16 protein-coding genes are annotated in these 18931 nt (G+C 39.5%); 7 read left to right on the top strand and 9 right to left on the bottom strand.

The features are described 5' to 3' along the window. Positions 1–79: 79 nt before the first annotated feature. Together CWB75_RS02185 and pmbA are read right to left on the bottom strand one after the other, a co-directional pair. A complete protein-coding gene (locus CWB75_RS02185; RefSeq protein WP_054202561.1) occupies positions 80–559 on the bottom strand; it encodes a DciA family protein in 480 nt (159 codons plus the stop codon). A gap of 109 nt (positions 560–668) precedes the next feature. After that, positions 669–2018: a metalloprotease PmbA gene (pmbA, locus tag CWB75_RS02180; protein ID WP_138569778.1), complete on the bottom strand. Its 1350-nt coding sequence runs from the start codon at positions 2016–2018 to the stop codon at positions 669–671. Between the two features lie 145 nt (positions 2019–2163). On the opposite strand from pmbA, the gene yjgA reads away from it, so the two are divergent. Together yjgA and hemN are read left to right on the top strand one after the other, a co-directional pair. Further along, the gene (gene yjgA / locus CWB75_RS02175) at positions 2164–2688 is read left to right on the top strand and encodes a ribosome biogenesis factor YjgA (RefSeq protein WP_010390384.1); all 525 of its coding nucleotides are present in this window, start codon (positions 2164–2166) and stop codon (positions 2686–2688) included. Between the two features lie 116 nt (positions 2689–2804). Continuing rightward, positions 2805–4178 carry an oxygen-independent coproporphyrinogen III oxidase gene (gene hemN / locus CWB75_RS02170; protein WP_138569777.1) on the top strand — a complete coding sequence of 458 codons (1374 nt, stop codon included), beginning with the start codon at positions 2805–2807 and terminating at the stop codon, positions 4176–4178. A gap of 67 nt (positions 4179–4245) precedes the next feature. Here hemN and CWB75_RS02165 read toward each other — a convergent pair whose 3' ends face one another. The 3 genes from CWB75_RS02165 to CWB75_RS02155 all read right to left on the bottom strand — a co-directional run bounded on the left by CWB75_RS02165 (position 4246) and on the right by CWB75_RS02155 (position 6741). Continuing rightward, positions 4246–4761 (bottom strand): DUF2489 domain-containing protein, encoded by a 516-nt coding sequence (locus CWB75_RS02165; protein WP_010390378.1) that lies wholly within the window; start codon positions 4759–4761, stop codon positions 4246–4248. Between the two features lie 12 nt (positions 4762–4773). Next, positions 4774–5358, bottom strand: a complete 585-nt coding sequence (gene yihI / locus CWB75_RS02160) for a Der GTPase-activating protein YihI (protein WP_008112715.1) — start codon at positions 5356–5358, stop codon at positions 4774–4776. A gap of 750 nt (positions 5359–6108) precedes the next feature. After that, a complete protein-coding gene (locus CWB75_RS02155) occupies positions 6109–6741 on the bottom strand; it encodes a c-type cytochrome (RefSeq protein WP_008112717.1) in 633 nt (210 codons plus the stop codon). 281 nt (positions 6742–7022) lie between these two features. Here CWB75_RS02155 and yihA point away from each other — a divergent pair, with 281 nt between their 5' ends. Beyond that, on the top strand, positions 7023–7664 hold the full coding sequence (yihA, locus tag CWB75_RS02150) for a ribosome biogenesis GTP-binding protein YihA/YsxC (RefSeq protein ID WP_138569776.1): 642 nt from the start codon (positions 7023–7025) through the stop codon (positions 7662–7664). Here the strand turns inward: yihA and CWB75_RS02145 are convergent, their stop codons facing one another. The 3 genes from CWB75_RS02145 to polA form a co-directional block, all read right to left on the bottom strand. Beyond that, complete coding sequence (locus CWB75_RS02145) at positions 7665–8183, bottom strand: DUF1285 domain-containing protein (protein ID WP_138569775.1); 519 nt, start codon at positions 8181–8183, stop codon at positions 7665–7667. After that, positions 8180–8767: a YceI family protein gene (locus CWB75_RS02140; RefSeq protein ID WP_138569774.1), complete on the bottom strand. Its 588-nt coding sequence runs from the start codon at positions 8765–8767 to the stop codon at positions 8180–8182. The genes CWB75_RS02145 and CWB75_RS02140 overlap by 4 nt, the downstream gene beginning before the upstream one ends. Before the next feature lie 497 nt (positions 8768–9264). Beyond that, positions 9265–12000 (bottom strand): DNA polymerase I, encoded by a 2736-nt coding sequence (gene polA / locus CWB75_RS02135; protein WP_008467914.1) that lies wholly within the window; start codon positions 11998–12000, stop codon positions 9265–9267. Positions 12001–12510: 510 nt separating this feature from the next. On the opposite strand from polA, the gene elbB reads away from it, so the two are divergent. The 3 genes from elbB to CWB75_RS02120 all read left to right on the top strand — a co-directional run bounded on the left by elbB (position 12511) and on the right by CWB75_RS02120 (position 16497). Then, a complete protein-coding gene (gene elbB / locus CWB75_RS02130) occupies positions 12511–13158 on the top strand; it encodes an isoprenoid biosynthesis glyoxalase ElbB (protein ID WP_010390362.1) in 648 nt (215 codons plus the stop codon). Between the two features lie 204 nt (positions 13159–13362). Continuing rightward, entirely contained in the window at positions 13363–13755 is a 393-nt protein-coding gene (locus CWB75_RS02125; protein ID WP_008112730.1) for a c-type cytochrome, read from the top strand. Between the two features lie 177 nt (positions 13756–13932). Next, the gene (locus CWB75_RS02120; protein ID WP_138569773.1) at positions 13933–16497 is read left to right on the top strand and encodes a bifunctional diguanylate cyclase/phosphodiesterase; all 2565 of its coding nucleotides are present in this window, start codon (positions 13933–13935) and stop codon (positions 16495–16497) included. A gap of 13 nt (positions 16498–16510) precedes the next feature. Here CWB75_RS02120 and rep read toward each other — a convergent pair whose 3' ends face one another. Next, a complete protein-coding gene (gene rep / locus CWB75_RS02115; RefSeq protein WP_010390360.1) occupies positions 16511–18529 on the bottom strand; it encodes a DNA helicase Rep in 2019 nt (672 codons plus the stop codon). Positions 18530–18642: 113 nt separating this feature from the next. Between rep and ubiK the strand changes: the two genes are divergently transcribed. Continuing rightward, positions 18643–18906, top strand: coding sequence for a ubiquinone biosynthesis accessory factor UbiK (gene ubiK, locus CWB75_RS02110; RefSeq protein ID WP_008112735.1), 264 nt, complete (start codon positions 18643–18645; stop codon positions 18904–18906). Positions 18907–18931 lie beyond the last annotated feature (25 nt).

Genomic DNA, 18931 nt, shown 5'->3' with positions numbered 1-18931 from the left:
AATAACAATGAAATCGAATATGTAACAAAGTATTTTGCGTTTGTTCAAAGCGTGAAAAAGAGCCTAGTGTGAGGGCTAGCTAGGGCTTACTTTTGCCATGTAAAGCTAAGCGCTGCAGCTTTTCTTTTAATGAAGGAGGAGCAGAATCGGCGATCGCATTCAAATAATCAGCCGTTTGCTCACTCATTTTAAGAGAGTTAGTCGCTTGGCTATCTGTCGCTTTAGGACGATTACTTAATCGTTGGGTTGCTTGTGGATTGGCGGTAATTTTTATTTGCCCAAGCTCTGCCATACCTGCGGCTCTAAAATGAGACTGCATATCCATTTTTAAATAATTAAGCCTAAGAGCAATAGGAGCTGAAACAGCTTCTATCATCAGTGTGCCGTCACGATAATTACTTACTCGACATTTATCGCCTAGCTTAGGCCCTAAAAAATCGCGTAACAGTTGTTGCTGTGTATCCAATGCTTGGCTTTTTCCCGCATAGGCTGCTAAACGGTTGTTTAGCCCAGCCATAATGTCGGTTAATGGTTTTGGCGCATATCTATCTTTAGCCATATCACACCTTAAAAACCTCAAAGGAAAGTTTGCTTAAATTAAGCTTAATTTAAGCAAACAAAGTGGGTGTATACCAATTCGCTGAATTAAGTATTATTGTGGATGGGTATTAAGCACCCGCAATTTGCATTTGCTCAATCAGCACTGAGCCCGTTTGAATACCACCACGTCGCTCTATATCGCCACCAATAGCTGAAATACCTTTAAACATATCTCTTAAGTTACCAGCAATAGTTATTTCACTTACTGGGTACTGTATTTCACCATTTTCAACCCAAAAACCAGCTGCACCACGAGAGTAGTCACCAGTCACGGTATTTACACCCTGCCCCATAAGTTCAGTGACTAACAAACCCGTGCCCATGGTTTTTAATAGTGTAGCTAAATCCTGATGGGTTTGCTCAACCAACCAGTTATGAATACCACCGGCGTGGCCTGTTGGCGTCATATTCATTTTACGCGCTGCATAGCTCGCTAATAAATATGTTTGCAATTCACCACCGTGTATTATTTCTCTGTCTAGAGTTTTAACCCCTTCGCTATCAAAAGGTGATGACGCTAACCCTTTTAGTAAGTGTGGGCGCTCTGAAATATTAACGGTTTTGCTGAACACTTGTGTACCTAAGCTATCCAGTAAAAAGCTGGATTTACGATACAGTGCGCCACCGCCGATTGCAGACACTAAATGGCCAAACAATGAGTTAGCAATATCGGCTCTAAAAATAACCGGCACTTTCATGGTACCTAGTTTTTGACTGTTTAGTTTAGCTAGGGTTTCTGCAGCGGCTTCAAGCCCAACACTTGCAGCATCTTTTAGCCCGGCTTGATCGCGGGAAATTGTGTAGGCTGAGTCGCGCTGCATATGCTCGCCCTCTTTGCCTATTACCATAGTGCTTATGCTATGGCGTGTTCTCGGGTAGCCTGCAATTAAACCATGACTATTGCCATACACTCGCAGCCCTTGATGTGAAGAAAAGCTAGCACCATCAGAATTCACAATTCGCTCATCCGCATTTAATGCGGCTTGCTCAGCAGCATGACATAAATCAATCCCTTGCTCAGGACTTACATCCCAAGGGTGAAATAAATCTAAATCTTTAGGCGAAAACTCAAGTAATTCTTTATCAGCAATACCATTACACGGATCATCTGAGGTGAATTTAGCAATATCTATGGCTTTTTCGACCACAGATCGCAATGTTTTTGGATTTAAGTCAGCCGTAGAGGCGGAGCCTTTGTTATTACCAACATACACGCTAATACCTAAACCACCGTCTTGATTAAACTCAATGGTTTCTACCTCGCCCATGCGCGTACTTACCGACAGCCCTGATGTGCTCGACATAGCAGCTTCTGCAGCAGTAGCGCCTAGTTTTTTTGCATGTTCGAGTACTTCAGAAACGGCATCTTTTACTTGAGAAATTTGCGAATAAATTGGATCTTGGTGTTGGCTTTTCATAAATTCTGTCCTGAGCCCAGAAGGCAATGTTGCACACATTTTTTATATTTAAATGCTAACACACTCACTGCACCACATCAGCTAATATTAATCACTAAAAGAATCGCGTATAATAGACAAAGTTATTTTTACTTAAGAGCACCCCATGGCGAAGAAAAAAGGCAAGCCTGCTGAAATTGAAGAAGAAATTATATATGTATCAAAAAGTGAACTTAAGCGCGAAGCGCAAGAGTTTCATCAGTTAGGGTCTGAAATTGCCAAAATGGGTAAAAAGCAGCGCGAACGCTTACCGCTTAATGATGACTTAAAAGAAGCAATGGTTGTTGCCGATAAAATTAGTAATAAAAGTGATGCATACCGCCGCCACTTAAATTACATAGCAAAAACCCTTCGTACAGTAGAAAATATTGAAGAAATTAAAGCGATCATTGATGTAATGCTTAATAAAAATAACCAAGCAGAGGTTATGATCAAAAAGATTGAGCAGCTGCGCAGTGATTTAATTGAGCAAGGCGATGACTTAATCAACGAAACAATTGAACAATACCCAGCTCTTGAGCGCCAAAAAATGCGCCAACTGGTGCGTAATGCGGCCAAAGAAGTAAAAGCAGAAAAGCCTGCGAGAGGCTACAAAGAGCTATTTCAGTATTTAAAAGACGCCATAATGTAACGCAGCCACGTTACATACTAAAAAGATGCTACGGCATCTTTTTTTGTTGTAGATCAAAACCCCTTCCTCTTTCCTTTTTTACAATACGCAGCAACTAAAAAGATAAGGTGCGCGTGATGATTAAACTTCCTCAATGGGATCAAACTTTAATAAACAAATACAATGTATCGGGCCCGCGTTACACGTCTTACCCGACTGCACTTTCGTTAGCTGACGGCTATCAGCAACAAGATTTGATTAGCGCTATTGAATCATCGCAAACCCGTGCTTTGTCTTTATATATTCACATTCCTTTTTGTAGCCAGCTTTGCTATTACTGTGGCTGTAATAAAGTTATTACTCGCCATCAATCTAAAGCTGATACCTACCTAGATTTTTTAGCTAAAGAAATCGTCGCACAAGCGCCGCTATTTCAAGACTATCGGGTTGAGCAATTACATTTAGGAGGCGGTACTCCAACCTTTTTGACCGCAGCCCAAATGACTCGCTTAGTAAAGCTACTAGAGCAACACTTTAACTTTAGCGATACCTGTGAGCGCGGTATAGAAATAGACCCTCGCTCACTGGCTGACAATATGCTGATTGACTTAAGCGAGATGGGATTTAATCGTGTGTCATTTGGTATTCAAGATTTTAATGATCAAGTTCAGCTAGCTGTTAACCGCCCTCAACATGTTGATGAGGTAAAGCAGTTAATTACCCAAGCAAAACAATTAGGCTTTAAATCAATTAATGCAGATATGATTTATGGCCTGCCTCTACAAACACCTGAGAGTTTTAAGCAAACTATTGAGCAACTGATTGCTTTAGACCCCGACCGTGTTTCAGTATTTAACTACGCTCATTTACCTGATCGTTTTGCCGCTCAACGTAAAATAAAAGATGCTGATTTACCCAGTGCCCATAATAAGCTCACTATGTTCAAAAATACCCTAGAGCAAATGACACAGGCGGGCTATCAATTTATAGGTATGGATCACTTTGCAAAAGTTGATAATGAATTGGCTATTGCTCAAAATAGCGGCCAACTTCATCGTAACTTTCAAGGTTACACTACCCATGGAGAATGTGATTTACTAGGCTTAGGGGTCTCGTCAATATCGCAAATAGGCACAGCCATACTACAAAATAAAAAAGAGCTAAAACACTATTACCAAACAATCGATGAGCAAGCAGGCAGTGCCATTAATAAAGGCATGCATTTAACCCAAGATGACCTTATTCGAGCGGATGCAATTAAACAACTTATTTGCCAGTTTGAGCTTGATATGAGCGTATTCGCGAACAGACATAAAATCAGCTTTAATGACTACTTTAAAGATGCCTTAGAGGCACTCGCACCATTAATTGCCGATGAAATGGTAACAATAGAAAAGAACCTAATTAGCGTAACACCAAAAGGGAATTTATTTATTCGTATTATTTGTATGTGCTTTGATGCGCACTTACAAAAACAAATAAATGCCACTCGCTTCTCACGGGTTATATAATTTAAAAAATAGCGCGCATAAAAAAAGCAGACCTAGGTCTGCTTTTTTATACTGTAAAATTTAAGTGCTAGTTAAAAACCACGTTTTCGCTGCCTTGGGCTGCTTTAAACTCAACAATAATTTTTTTACAGTCAGCTTCAATTTCATCACTCAGTGATTCTTCTGCGCGCCAGCGTGCGGTATCTTGCTTAAAAATTTCTTTTTTAGCGTACTTTTTGCGCGAATCGTGAGTTGGCATTTCTTTTACCACGTCGTACATTTTATAAATGCCTGGGTATGCAGTTGTTAAGTCACGCTCAGTATCAAAACTATATTGCGACATCAGCACCCAAATACGTAAACAGCCCTCAGAGTAATCACATTGCTTTTCATTCATCGCACGTGCAATTAAATGAATACTATCGGCTAGCTTTGCATTACGTTTTAAACGCGACTGCTTAAGTTTTTGCTGTTGCTCTGCCTGTTGTTTGCTAATTAGCTTTTTTTGCACATTTAGCTTGTAGAGCAACTGACCCGCATAAAATGCCAAGCCCGCTATAATAGCAGCACCTACAACTAAGGCTAAGATCACTGCTGTACTCATTGCGTATCCTTATTACTTATCTTCGTCGTCATCTAGCCATTCATTAGCTAGGTCGTTTGATAGGTATTGATCAAAATCTGAATTACTTTCTTCATCACTGAAGTCATCTTCAAATTCTTCTTCATCTTCAATGCCTAATAACTTACACAGCACTTGGTGACGCGCTATACGGCTATTAAAGTATTTAGCATCTTTACCCGTTAGCATTTCACCTTGCTCATGACGCTCAACTAATTTAAGCAAGCGCTCATCATTTTCAAGCGCCTCTAATTCTTGCTCAGGCGTTAACTCAGGCTCAATCGCCTTTTTAAGCTCTGCTACAGGCTTAAGGTTACGTTTCATTTCGACTTTTGGTTCAGCGGCTGGGGCAACTAATGGTACTGCTTTTTTACTACCAACACGTTTGTCTTTAGCAGCCGAACCTGTTTTTTGAGTGTCATTACTCAATGCATCAGGTGCATTACGTGAACCAGGCTTAGCGCCTTTGGTTTTCTTTACACGTTGCTCTTTCAATGCACGCATTTCTTTAAGCTTATCTTGGCTTAAACGAACGGGTCCATTTGATGGAATTTTACGTGACTTTTTCTTTCTACTCATATCTTGATCGTCTCACTTAAGAGGTTTTGAGCGAGGCGCAACTCAATGGGCATCGCGATGCTGGCCTAGCCAGAAGAATTCGGTTTGCGTTTTAGAGGTTGGGTTTCTCTATATATACGCCAAAGCATATTTAGATGCTTTTTTTAAACGGGGGGTATTGTAACAGGACAAATAAAAAGGCGGTAGAGAAAACATCTCTACCGCCTGCTAATCTGAGCGCCATTATATGGACACTTCTCCCTTCGACTTTTTAGTCTTTATTATTTTTATTATTATTTCTTTATCCGTATTATTATTATTTATCTTCCGTGTAGCATTCCATTTTGTTTTTATTATTAAACTTCCATGAGTTTTTATTATTTTCGGTCTTTCCTGACACTTTTTTGTTATTTCCTTTAGTAGCACTCTCAATGTGCTATTCAGTCGTGCCGCGCTACGATCCTTATAACGTTTTCCTATTTGTTATTATTGTTGCGACAGGGGTTAATTTACTCGTTAATAATTTTGTTACAACTAATTTATATCTTTTTTCTTATGTAAAACATAACAAAAGACGTTAAAAATCATAAATTACAATAAGTTAAATTAAAAAACAAAAATAAAATGAGACTTTTCTTACAATAGAGTATGGTCAATGTCTTACAAGTAAAGGGGCTTTATCGGTCATTGCAGAAACAAAAAAAGCAGCCAAGGCTGCTTTTTGTCTACTTAACATTGTATTATGTTAACAATATCTAAATAAATACGACTTTAGTGTAGACCGCCAAGGTATTTAGATAATGTTTCAATGTCTTTATCTGTTAGTTTCTTAGCAATATCTTGCATAACACCATTTAGGTCGTTATTACGAGTGCCATCTCTGAACTGTTCAAGTTGTGACTTGATGTATTCTGGATGTTGAAAAGAAATTTTTGGGAATTTAGCTAATGAAGAGCCATTACCACGTGGACCATGACAAGCCGCACATGATGGAATTCCGCGTTCAGCGTCACCCGCTTTGTACAACATAGCGCCTGTTTCTTGAACATCTTTAGGTGTAGCACCTTCAGACATATTTAAAGAAGCAAAATAAGCAGATAAGTCTTTCATATCTTGATCGCTCAATGGCATTGCCATGCCGCTCATTACTGGATTCATTCGACCTTCTTTACCGCCCGAAGTCATACCTAATTTAAATTCAGTAAGTTGTTTGTATATGTAATCTGCGTGTTGGCCTGCAATTTTTGGGTAGATGTTAACCGGCGCATTACCGTCTGGGCCGTGACAAGCCGCACACGTTGCTGATTTTTCTTTACCTGCGTTTACATCGCCATCAAATGCTGTTGCGTTGCTTGCTGACAACGCACCAAGCAATATAGTTAAAGATAGTGCTATTTTTTTCATGGTGAATTCTCTGTTTCCGACCCTGTATCATCTACAATATGGATGTTGTGATTTTTATATTCTACACGATATTAAATTCTCTGGCACGTTTTCTACACACATTAAACCTATAAATTATAGGGTTTTGAGTAAAATTAATCGCTAAGCCAGTTAAAATGTACCATCAGCAACGGTTTTACATGCTCAAATACACTTTTTAATAGCTACTTTATAGTATAAAATACGCGCCACGGGTGAATTTGGTTTACCCAATGTTATTTTTTTTAGTTTTAGGAGAGCCTGTGCTCAAATCTCGTATCAAGTATAACACTGCGTCTTTTGTTACAAGCGCGCCAGACATCACTAAATTACCTGCTGATACGGGAATTGAAGTCGCGTTTGCCGGTCGCTCAAATGCAGGTAAATCAAGTGCGCTTAATGCCCTTACCGATCAAAAGTTAGCACGTACTAGTAAAACACCTGGCCGTACTCAGCTGATCAACACATTTGAACTTGCCGATGTCGATGACATGCGCCTAATTGACTTACCAGGTTATGGCTTTGCGAAAGTGCCAATTGAAATGAAAAAGAAATGGCAAAAGTCGCTAGGCGAATACCTACAAAAACGTCAAAGCTTAAAAGGTATTGTGGTGTTGATGGATATTCGTCACCCATTAAAAGATTTAGACCGTGATTTAATTAATTGGGCTGTAGGTAGTGAAATTCCAGTATTGGCACTATTAACTAAAGCAGATAAGCTCAAGCAAGGTCCACGTAAATCACAGGTACTTAGTGTTCGTCGTGAATTGAGTGAATTAGATGGCGATATAACAGTTCATGCATTTTCATCACTTAAAGGCACAGGCTTAACAGAAGTCGCTAAAAAGTTAGATGAGTGGTACTTAGGTCCAATCGTAGCAATTCCACCTGCTGACACAGAGTAATTACCCTAAATAAAACCGCTCATTCGCGGAGGTAATAAAATAGCCGAGCTCATCTGTTTCGGCTATTTCAGCCCACTGATAAAACACATTTCTGGCAACTCGCGCAAAACAACCATAGGGTAATTGCATATAAGGCACTGCAGCGCCTTTGTAATTATTAATATATAGCGGCTCAGTACGACTTAGTAGCCAGGTACGCTGTAGGTTATCAATACAACAAATAACATCACCATCAGAGGTCGACTCACGATGCCAACTTACAATAATAAATGGCGCATCCTTAACCTCAATCACAATTTTCTCTACTGGCGTTTTTAAATAAAACTGTCCATCTTCGCGGCACAACACACTAGCAAACAGCTTTATCATGGCTTGGCGGGTAATTTCACTACCCGCATAAAACCATTTACCTTGCTCGTCAATCAGCAGTGGCAATTGCCCGCAATGAGCAGGCTGCCATTGTTCAAAAGGTTTACTTGGCTCGCTTAGTTGCTGACTAAGTTCGTTAAGAGAAATCACTGTTTTTTAAAGGTCAGTGCAAAAGTAACCGGTACCGCAGTAGCAATCGAAGGTAAGCCGGCTAGTTTTTGTAACTGCATTATCCCTTCGGTGACTTTAAAGTCCTCGCTATTAATAATGATAGGTGTAAATGATGCAACGCTTAAATCCCCGTTTTCCGCACTACTAACAAGTACATCAACTGCAAGTGGCTTTTTATGACCGTGAAAGTCTAGCTCGGCGCTAACACCTTTTAATACGTACTGCCCAGGCTGCTTAATAAGTGACAATTTATCAGATAAGTCAGCGGTTAATACTGCATTTGCAAAAGTGTCAGATTCAAACAAAATTTTGCTTAGGCGCTCGTTACGAATAGGAATAAACGTTTCAGCTGAGGTTAAATCAACATTTACGCTAAACTGACCTTGCTCACTCAATTGCCCTGATAACTGAGTAAAATGGCTTGCCTCAGCAATGCTATTTTTTTTAATTGAGACAAAACTTAATTGACTTTTATCGTTGAGTAACTGCCAGTTTGCCGATGCAACACCTGAAACTAGTAAACATGATAAAGATAAACCTGCTACAGCTAACGTTTTAAACATAATGCACTCCTAAAATAAAAGATTTATACCCGAAAAAATAATACTTTGATCAGTCAAATTAAAAATCACTAGTACGCTGAGTTAAAAAGAAAACGCACAGTAAACTGATGGTATCACTTGAAACGCTAAGTGCAATTAGAGAATAAATTTAACGCTTTGGAGTAAAGCTATAAAAAAACGGCCCATCAAATATATGATAGGCCGATATAGCAAACTGGGGAGAAGCTATCAATACGTTGCATCTTACGATGCATCATCAACAGGATGTCCTACAGGATGAGGACGGGCGGCACTTTACCAAAAGCAAGCGTAAAAATACAAGCATATTATCGATATTCGAAGCGAATTGACGAACCTCTAACGATTTAATACAAACTGCTGTTTAATTTAACTTTTTTTTAACCTGCAAGCTAAAAGAAAAGCGCCTATTGGCGCTTTTAAATAATTCTTTTTAACTGTTGTGTTTACCTGAGACAAGGCATCCTTGGCATACCAAATTAGTGCGCTTGTTCCCAGTTATCACCTTCGTCAGCTTCAACTATAAGTGGTACATCTAGCTGTGCCGCTTGTGACATCAGCTCACAAATTTGCTGAGTGTATTGCTCAGTGCACTCTGTTTTAATCTCAAATACCAATTCATCGTGTACCTGCATAAGTAGCTTAACCGTATTAGGCGCTTGCTGGTTAACCCATGCATGTACTGTTAACATGGCTTTTTTAATAATATCGGCAGCAGTGCCTTGCATAGGGGCATTAATTGCTGCGCGCTCAGCGCCTTTGCGGCGTGCTCCATTGCGGGCATTTATTTCTGGTAAATGTAAACGGCGGCCAAAAATAGTTTCTACGTAACCATTTTCTGCTGCTTTTTCACGGGTCGTTTCCATGTATTCTAAAACACCTGGGAAACGCTCAAAATATTTATCAATATAATGCTGCGCTTCATGGCGTGGTACATCAAGTTGACGTGCCAGACCAAATGCCGACATGCCATAAATTAAGCCAAAGTTAACGGCTTTAGCTTTACGGCGCATATCAGATGTAACCTCTTCAAGCTCAACTCCAAATACCTCAGCAGCTGTAGCGCTATGCACATCTAAGCCATTTGCAAAGGCATTGAGCAACCCTTTATCTTGTGAAAGATGCGCCATAATACGCAGCTCTATTTGGCTGTAATCGGCCGCCACAATTTTATATCCATCAGCAGCAATAAAGGCTTCACGAATACGGCGCCCTTCTTCTGAACGAATAGGAATATTTTGTAGGTTAGGATCGCTTGAACTTAATCGACCCGTTGCTGTTACCGCTTGATGATAAGAAGTATGCACACGCTTGGTTTGCTCATTCACGATCAGTGGCAATTTATCTGTGTAAGTTGATTTAAGCTTAGATAAACCGCGATGCTCAATAATCACTTTAGGCAATGGGTAATCGTGTGCTAATTCTTGCAGTACTTCTTCTGCTGTAGAAGGCGCGCCTTTGGGTGTTTTTTTGATAACGGGCAATTCTAGCTTTTCAAATAACAGTACTTGTAATTGCTTTGGCGAGCTTAAGTTAAACGGTTCGCCTGCGATTTCAAACGCTTCTTTTTCAAGCTCAAGTAATCGTTCACCTAAGCGTTGGCTATGAGTGGCCAACATATTGCTGTCGATAGCAACACCGGTGCGCTCAATGTCAGAAATAACGCTTACTAGTGGCATTTCTATATTTTCAAACACGGATTTAAGCTTTTCATCCGCTTCAAGTTTCGGCCATAGTACTTGGTGTAAACGCAAAGTAATATCGGCATCTTCTGCGGCATAAGGCGCCGCTTTTTCAAGTTCGATTTGATTGAACGTGAGCTGCTTTTTACCTTTACCAGCAATGTCTTCAAAGCTAATATTTTTGTGGCCTAAATATTTAAGTGCTAATGAGTCCATATCATGACGAGTACCTACGCTGTTAAAAACATAAGACTCCAACATAGTATCAAACTTAATACCATTTAATTCATAGCCAGCATTGGCAAGCACACTTTTATCGTATTTTAAATTTTGACCAACTTTAGCTTTATTTTCGTCAGCTAATATTGGCCCAAGCTTTTGCATCACAAATTCAAGGCTTAGCTGTTCAGGCGCACCTGGGTAATCATGTGCAACCGGTAAGTAGGCGGCTTCCCCTGCTTTTACTGCGAAACTCATCCCTACCAACTGCGCTTTCATATACTCTAAACTGGTTGTTTCAGTATCAAAAGCAAATAGCTCAGCTTCATTGAGCTGCTCTATCAATGTATTAAATTGGGCCTCAGTTAAAATCGTTTCATAGTGCGCATCTTCAACTTTTGGCAACTCATTCTCTTGGGTTGGGACCGCTAAATGTGTGTCAGCATCTTTTGGATTGTCTAGTAATTCAGCTAGCCAGCGACGGAATTCACACTCACCGTATAAGGCAATTAATTCGTCTTTATTCGGTGTTTGCAATTTAAAAGTATCAAGATCAGATTCAACCTCCACATCACACTTAATAGTGGCAAGCTCATAGCTCAATGGTAAATGATCAATCGCTTTTGCAAGCTTTTCACCTATTTTACCTTTGATATCAGCAGCATTATCAATTACGCCCTGAAGCGATCCGTACTTTTGTAACCATTTAACCGCTGTTTTAGGCCCGCACCCTTCAACGCCTGGAATATTATCTACTTTATCGCCCATTAAGGCTAAGTAATCAATAATAAGTTCAGGTCCAACACCAAACTTTTCAACCACAGTGTCGGGATCTGAAATACTGTCGGTCATGGTATTGATCAAGGTGACATGCTCATTAACCAACTGCGCCATATCTTTATCGCCAGTTGATACTAATACATGGCGTTGTTGCTCAGAAGCAATGCGCGCAAATGTACCAATCACGTCATCAGCTTCCACACCTTCAATACTAATTAATGGAAAGCCCATCGCTTTAATAATGCTATGTAGCGGCGCTATTTGGGTACGCAGATCATCAGGCATTGGTGGACGATTCGCTTTATATTCGCTGTACATGTCATTTCTAAAAGTTTTACCTTTAGCATCAAATACCACCACCATATGTGAAGGATCGTATTGTTTGATCAAACTTTTCAGCATGTTTACCACGCCATAAATAGCGCCGGTGGCTTCACCTTTAGAATTAGTTAAATGAGGTGGCGAATGATAAGCACGAAACAAATATGAAGAGCCATCAACAAGAATAAGCGGGTTTTCGGGGATCTGAGCCATGGTAAAATTGGATCCTAAATACAAAAAAGTAATATAAGTATAAGCATGCCATAAGGCAGTAAATAAAACGACTGTGAATTAATGTGATTAAGAGCGCTACATTTTTAGCAACTTGTGGATAACTATGTAGATAACACCCACAAACTATCCATCCGAAACATAGTAAAATGCTTAGATTAGTTTGTAATTTATTGTTTTGTTTAAAAAAAGATAATTCGAGGTTCTTTTTTATTATTCTTCTATCAATGTGGAAAAGGCATTTAAACCGTTACTGGTGTTGTAACCCACTTTGATTATTTACGTCCATTTAAATAACTGGATGAGCATTCTAGCATAATGGATCAAAGATCATAGCGATCCTTTATAATTTTTTTTACCCTTACTAGTTATCAAATGGCATATAGCGCATAACAACTTACTTTGCGGCTAAAAAACCAGCAAATAAATTTTTAGATAGGCTGATTCGTCGTGTTAAACTTTATTAAAATGACTTCAATGGAGCAAAATAATATGAAAAATATAGCGGTAATTTTAGCAGGTTGTGGCGTATTTGATGGCAGTGAAATTAATGAAGTAGTGCTTACTTTATTACACATTGAAAAAAACAACGCGAAATATCAGTGTTTTGCGCCCGATATTACGCAGTACCATACTCTTAATCACATTACTGGTGAAGAAATGGCAGAGTCGCGTAATGTATTAGTGGAATCGGCTCGAATCACCCGTGGCAATATAAAGTCACTCGCTGAATTAGACATTACACAATTTGACGCTTTAATTATTCCTGGCGGCTTTGGTGTAGCTAAAAACTTATCTGACTTTGCTATTAATGGCACTAACGCGAAAGTAAATGACGAAGTACTGAGCGCTTGTAAAGCATTTGCAAAAGCAAATAAAGCCACCGGTTATATGTGTATTGCACCCGCTTTATTGCCATTCATTTATAATAAACCACAGCTCACTATTGGTAATGATAGCGACACGGCCGATGCTTTAACCACATTAGGCGCTGAGCATATTGAGTGTAAAGTGGATGATATTGTTATTGATAAAAATAATAAGCTGGTTACAACACCTGCTTATATGTTGGCACAATCAATTATGGATGCCGATGCAGGAATCGAAAAACTAGTACGTAACGTATTGGCCATTAGCTAATTATTAGGGTTCTGATCGCATTTAGATGTCTAATGATCCCGTTTTATTTTGGTAATTTATTGAGTTAGGACAATCATTAGTCGTATTTATAAATAAAATCGACTCTGAGCATTTTATAAATCACTGAGTGGAGTTATAATTGGTCTAAATTCCGTCATTTAAAATCGTGATTGATCACGTTCAAATTGAAGTGGGCAAGGCAAAATGAAAAAACTATCAGCTGCAGCATTACTTGTGCTAGCAACCACCGCATACGCACAGCCATATGATAACTCTATGACTGAAGATGCAATTAAAAAACGTTTAGCGCCTATTGGTGCTGTTTACCTTGAAGGTGAGAAAGTAGCGGTTGCTGCACCAACAGGTCCTCGTTCAGGCGAGCAAGTATATCAAGCAGCCTGTTTTGCTTGTCACGGCACAGGTGCTTTAGGCGCTCCTAAATCAGCTGACGATTGGGCTCCTCGTATCGCTAAAGGAAAAGACACCTTATTAGATCATGCGATCAATGGCTTTAATGCCATGCCACCGCGTGGAACGTGTATGGATTGTTCTGATGATGAAATAAGCGCAGCAATCGATTTCATGACCGCTAACTAAAATTAGCCAAGTCAAAATGCTTTAAATAAAAGGTTTACGTTTTAGTAAGCCTTTTTTGTTTCTAATTCATGAGTTTTAGCTACATAATTAAGAAAAATATCTACTTGACGCAAAATGTTAAAAGTGGAACTATAATGATTAATAACTATACAAAAAATTATAACTGGTTAAACATCATTGGAAGATAAACTTATTGTACCTAATAGCGTAGTGCGCCAAAATAAACGACTAAAAGCACTATTAAAAAAGTACAAACATGCCTACCACCTCCACAATGCCCTGATACAATTATCAGAGCAAGCAAGTACTGTTGCCGAGCTAACCTTACTTTACCCTGCTATTCATGACATTTTACAAAAGTATGTTCCGAGTAAAAGCTTTTATGTGGTGCTGGTTGATCCCCAGTCACAACAGTTAGAATTATCTTATTTTTCTGATGAAAAAGATGGCATTGCAGTACCACTTAATCGAGATAATAATTTTGAAGAAGGCGCAACGGGTTATGTCTTCAAGCAAGGGAAAACCACTTACTTTACCAAACAGCAAATGCATGATGCTGCCCAGCAAGGCTTATTTAAAGCATTGGGTACACCTGCAGAACACTGGGTAGGCGTTCCCGTTTATCAAGAAAGAAACATTATTGGTGTGTTAGCCGCGCAAAGTTACGACACAGAACAAGGTTATAGTTCGCAACAAATAAACCTGCTTGAGGCCATGTCACTCTATTTAGCCACCGCAATTGAACGGGTTAAAAAACGAGAGTTACTCGAATCAGAAGTAAAATTAAGAACCCGAGCATTAACGCAAAGTAATGACGCTTTAAATGTTGAAATACAACAGCGAAAAGGTGCCCTGCAACGCCAGCAAATATTATTCAAAATTTCAGAGCTGACAACCCAAGCCAAAAATTTAGATGATGCTTATTTTCAAATACACGAAATAATAAAAACCATTACTTACGCAAAAAACCTTTATATTGCCTTGTATGATAAAGAATCAGGTTGGATCAGTTTTCCCTACAGTGTCGATGAATTCCAAGGCAGCACTCAGCCACGGCGCTTTGCAAAAGGCTACAGTGAACTGGTTATAAGCACCGAAGAAACACAAATAATTCATCCGCAAAGAGCACAAGAGTTATTAAATAGTGGCATTGTAGAGCGTGAAAAACCAATTGATGAATCCAAGAGAGCCACCAGCTGGCTAGGCGCTCCGCTAAAAACTTCGCAAGGCGTTATAGGGTTAATTGTTTGCCAAGCTTATAATAATGAACACCTTTTTACACATGATGATGCAGAGCTAATCACCTTTGTATCGCATCAAATTGCCACGGTATTACAAACAAAATTAGCTTCACAGGCACTAAAAAAGAGCCACCAAGAACTTGCCTCACGAGTTAATGAAAAAACTAAAGAATTGAGCCAAGCAAATTTACATTTGCAAATGCAAATTGATGAACGTAAAAAAATAGAACAACAGCTTTATCACGATGCTCACCATGACTCACTAACAGGCTTACCAAATCGGAATTTATTTTTAACTCAACTAGAAAAAACCCTGCAATATTATCAACGCAATCCAAATGAGCACTTTGCTGTATTGTTTATTGACCTTGATAAGTTTAAAGATATCAATGATCAGCTCGGGCATCATGCCGGCGATGAGTTTTTAATTAGTGTTAGTAAACTATTCTCACAATGTATTCGTGAGCATGACTTATTAGCCCGTCTAGGCGGAGATGAGTTTGTAGTATTACTAACCCATTTAACTGAGCCAAATCAGGCAGAAGATGTTGCCAATCGCATTATAAAAATTATGCAAAAGCCGTTTTGTACTAAAGGCGTGTGTGTACAAAGTGGCGCCAGTATTGGGATAACCTATTCAAAGCAAAGCTATAAACATACCGATGAAATCATTCGCGACGCCGATGCTGCTATGTATTATGCTAAAAATTCAGGTAAAAACCGCTTTGAGTTATTTCATCCACTGCTCACTGAGCCTATGTTGCAACATGAGTCACAAACATTGCATCACCTTGATGTATTGCCTATGACGTTTCGTAGCTCAGATATTATCACCTTGGATGAGCATTATCAGAGTGCATCGTTATTTGAGGCTTTTGGTGAACACCCAGTCCTTGGCTTTACCAGTTTTGATATTTTAAAGAAATTTGCGAATGATAAAGAACAACATACCAAAGTTGAACTACAACTCATCCAACAAGCTTACCAACAAGCACAAAATGCAGAGATAGCCGTTGCGCTATTGCCTTGCTCCAGTTTACTGTTAGAAGAGCATGAATTTTCTTTACTAAAAGCGACACTAAAACAACCGGTAAACAATGAACAGCTTTGCTTGTTGTTTGATGAGCAGGAGCTGCGTTATGCCAGCGCACAGCAATTAGAGAACTTAAAACAGCTTAAAAAACTCGGTCATTCGATTGGCTTAAACAATTTCGCAAAAGACAAATGCGAGCTTAATTTGGTGACTGAAATAGAGTGTGATTATTTACTCCTTAGCTCCACCTTCAGTAAACGAGTATTACAACAAGAAAGCTACGATTTACAGTTGCAGGGGGTGTTGGCTATTACTAAGCTTAAACAGATAAAAGTGATAGCTAAAGGCCCATCAATATTAAACTTTAGAGCTCTTTTAGATAAACACGGCATAAACCTATTCGTTGCTAAACAGCACCCACTAACCAGCGCTATACCAGCTACACTTAAAAACTCAGAATTAAAATAGCGCTAAACACACCTTATTGTGGCTTTTTCAGCATTGCTCTTAAATTTGCAACCCGAGCTTGGCCTTTTTCCATGCGTTCAGCTTGGGTGTTAGGCGCTTTCTTGTTTTCAAAGGCTAAGTCATCTTGCGGTAACTCTTGCACAAATCGACTCAGCTCTGTTTGTGATGTTTCACCAAACTGACGGCGGATTTTAGCATAGGTTAAAGTCAGCTCTTGTTGCGCGCGGGTAATACCTACATAGGCAAGGCGGCGCTCTTCATCCACATTGTCTTCATCAATGCTTACTTGGTGTGGCAACAATCCTTCTTCCATACCGACCATAAATACATAGGGGTACTCGAGTCCTTTTGAGGCATGCAAAGTTAATAATTGCACGGCATCAGCTTCATCTTCTTCTTCGTTTCGCTCTAGCATGTCCCGAAGGGTCAATTTACTAACTACTTCAGCCAGTGTCATTGGCGGATTATCGGCATCGCCTGTTAACATGTCTGTTATCCAACGATACAGCTCGGACACATTTTTCATCCGCATTTCAGCGGCTTTGGCACTAGGCGATGATTCATACAAGTAAGCTTCGTAATTAATATTACGTACTAAATCCTTCACCGCCTCCAGTGTATCACTGCGCACTGCGTTATCTGAAAGCTCAACCACCCAACGGGCAAACCCAGCTAATGCATTTAAACCACGTCCTTTTAGTCTGTATCCTAAGTCGTTATCAAAGCAGGTCGCAAATAAGCTTTGGTGTTTTTCATTAGCTAAGGTGCCAAGCTTTTCAAGCGTGACTGTACCAATTTCACGACGTGGGGTATTCACAATTCTTAAAAAAGCATTGTCATCATCTTGATTCACTAAAAGACGTAAGTAAGCCATGATATCTTTAATTTCAGAACGTGAAAAAAACGACATTCCACCACTAATTTTATACGGGATTCGGTTACTCATTAACGACTTTTCAAAGCCCCGCGCTTGGTGGTTACCCCGGTACAAAATAGCGTAATCTTTATAGCTGGTGCGTTTCATAAATTTATGAGAAATAATCTCTGCAACCACACGCTCTGATTCATGTTCTTCATCGCGACAGCCAATGACTTTAATTTGCTCACCATAGCCCAACTCACTAAAGAGCTTTTTTTCAAACTCATGGGGGTTATTTGCAATTAAGATATTGGCCGCTTTAAGAATGCGCCCAGCACTACGATAGTTCTGTTCTAGTTTTATTAATCGAAGCCCAGGGTAATCTTTACTTAATAACACCAAGTTTTGTGGACGAGCACCACGCCAAGAGTAAATTGACTGATCGTCATCTCCCACCACAGTAAAGCGTGCTCGTTCGCCTACCAGCAATTTCACTAATTGATATTGGCTGGTATTGGTATCTTGATATTCATCCACCAGTAAATAACGAAAACGCTGCTGCCATCGCTCACGTGATGTGGCATTACTACTTAAAAGCAGCGTGGGGATCATAATTAAATCATCAAAATCCAGCGCGTTATACGCTCTTAATTGATTTTGGTAACGCGCATACAACTGAGCAAACAATGCCTTTTGCGGCTCTCTGGCTTCGCGAATAGCTTGTTCTGGTAAAATAAGCTCATTCTTCCAACTACCAATTTGCATTTTAAGTAGATTTAGTAAGTCTTTGTCTTTTTTAAGCTCGTCTTCGGTTAAATCACCGAGTAATTGATTAGTATCTTGGTCGTCAAACAACGAAAAACCGGGTTTAAAACCCAGTGTTTTTAACTCTTTTTTAATGATTTCAAGCCCAAGCGTATGAAAGGTAGACACCCATAAACCTTTAGACTCTTGTTTGCCTAAGGTTTGCAAAACCCGCTCGCGCATTTCTTTAGCCGCTTTATTGGTAAAGGTAACCGCCGCAATATTACGCGCTTGATACTCACATTTTTGTACTAAGTAAGCAATTTTGTTGGTGATAACTCGCGTTTTACCCGAGCCTGCGCCGGCTAATACTAAGCAAGGACCACTAATGTACTTTACCGCTTCATCTTGTTTAGGATTGAGTTTCATAACGACCAGCTGATTGCAAAAAGACGGGCAATTTTAACGTAATCACTACAATACGCCTAGCCAATAAGGTAATATTAGTTATTATCATTTTAGGCAACAGGCAAGGGACGACTATGATTAACCCAGCAAAACTTGAAGAAATTGCGAAACAGATCACTAATAACATGCCACAAGGTGTAAAAAACCTGGCTGACACACTTGAAGGTAAAACTAAGCAAGTGTTACAAAATAAGCTTGCCGAAATGGACTTTGTAAGCCGTGAAGAGTTTGATATTCAAAGCCAAGTGCTGATCCGCACCCGTGAAAAGCTAACTGAATTAGAAGCAAAAGTAGCGATACTTGAACAGCAATTATCGGCAAAAACAGACGCTGAATAATAAATATAACGCCATAGACGAACCT

The organism is Pseudoalteromonas sp. S1608 (genome assembly GCF_005887265.1).
GTDB lineage: Bacteria > Pseudomonadota > Gammaproteobacteria > Enterobacterales > Alteromonadaceae > Pseudoalteromonas > Pseudoalteromonas undina.
Note: the sequence above shows the minus strand (reverse complement) of the source record. Positions and strands in the feature narration are given on the sequence as shown.

What these genes read in the sequence shown, in the direction of transcription:
- yjgA (WP_010390384.1), top strand. Translation starts at nt 2,164, where the DNA reads ATGGCGAAGAAAAAAGGCAAGCCTGCTGAAATTGAAGAAGAAATTATA.
- rep (WP_010390360.1), bottom strand. Translation starts at nt 18,529, where the DNA reads ATGAAACTCAATCCTAAACAAGATGAAGCGGTAAAGTACATTAGTGGT.
- pmbA (WP_138569778.1), bottom strand. Translation starts at nt 2,018, where the DNA reads ATGAAAAGCCAACACCAAGATCCAATTTATTCGCAAATTTCTCAAGTA.
- CWB75_RS02140 (WP_138569774.1), bottom strand. Translation starts at nt 8,767, where the DNA reads ATGTTTAAAACGTTAGCTGTAGCAGGTTTATCTTTATCATGTTTACTA.
- hemN (WP_138569777.1), top strand. Translation starts at nt 2,805, where the DNA reads ATGATTAAACTTCCTCAATGGGATCAAACTTTAATAAACAAATACAAT.
- CWB75_RS02165 (WP_010390378.1), bottom strand. Translation starts at nt 4,761, where the DNA reads ATGAGTACAGCAGTGATCTTAGCCTTAGTTGTAGGTGCTGCTATTATA.
- elbB (WP_010390362.1), top strand. Translation starts at nt 12,511, where the DNA reads ATGAAAAATATAGCGGTAATTTTAGCAGGTTGTGGCGTATTTGATGGC.
- CWB75_RS02155 (WP_008112717.1), bottom strand. Translation starts at nt 6,741, where the DNA reads ATGAAAAAAATAGCACTATCTTTAACTATATTGCTTGGTGCGTTGTCA.
- CWB75_RS02185 (WP_054202561.1), bottom strand. Translation starts at nt 559, where the DNA reads ATGGCTAAAGATAGATATGCGCCAAAACCATTAACCGACATTATGGCT.
- polA (WP_008467914.1), bottom strand. Translation starts at nt 12,000, where the DNA reads ATGGCTCAGATCCCCGAAAACCCGCTTATTCTTGTTGATGGCTCTTCA.
- CWB75_RS02125 (WP_008112730.1), top strand. Translation starts at nt 13,363, where the DNA reads ATGAAAAAACTATCAGCTGCAGCATTACTTGTGCTAGCAACCACCGCA.
- yihI (WP_008112715.1), bottom strand. Translation starts at nt 5,358, where the DNA reads ATGAGTAGAAAGAAAAAGTCACGTAAAATTCCATCAAATGGACCCGTT.
- ubiK (WP_008112735.1), top strand. Translation starts at nt 18,643, where the DNA reads ATGATTAACCCAGCAAAACTTGAAGAAATTGCGAAACAGATCACTAAT.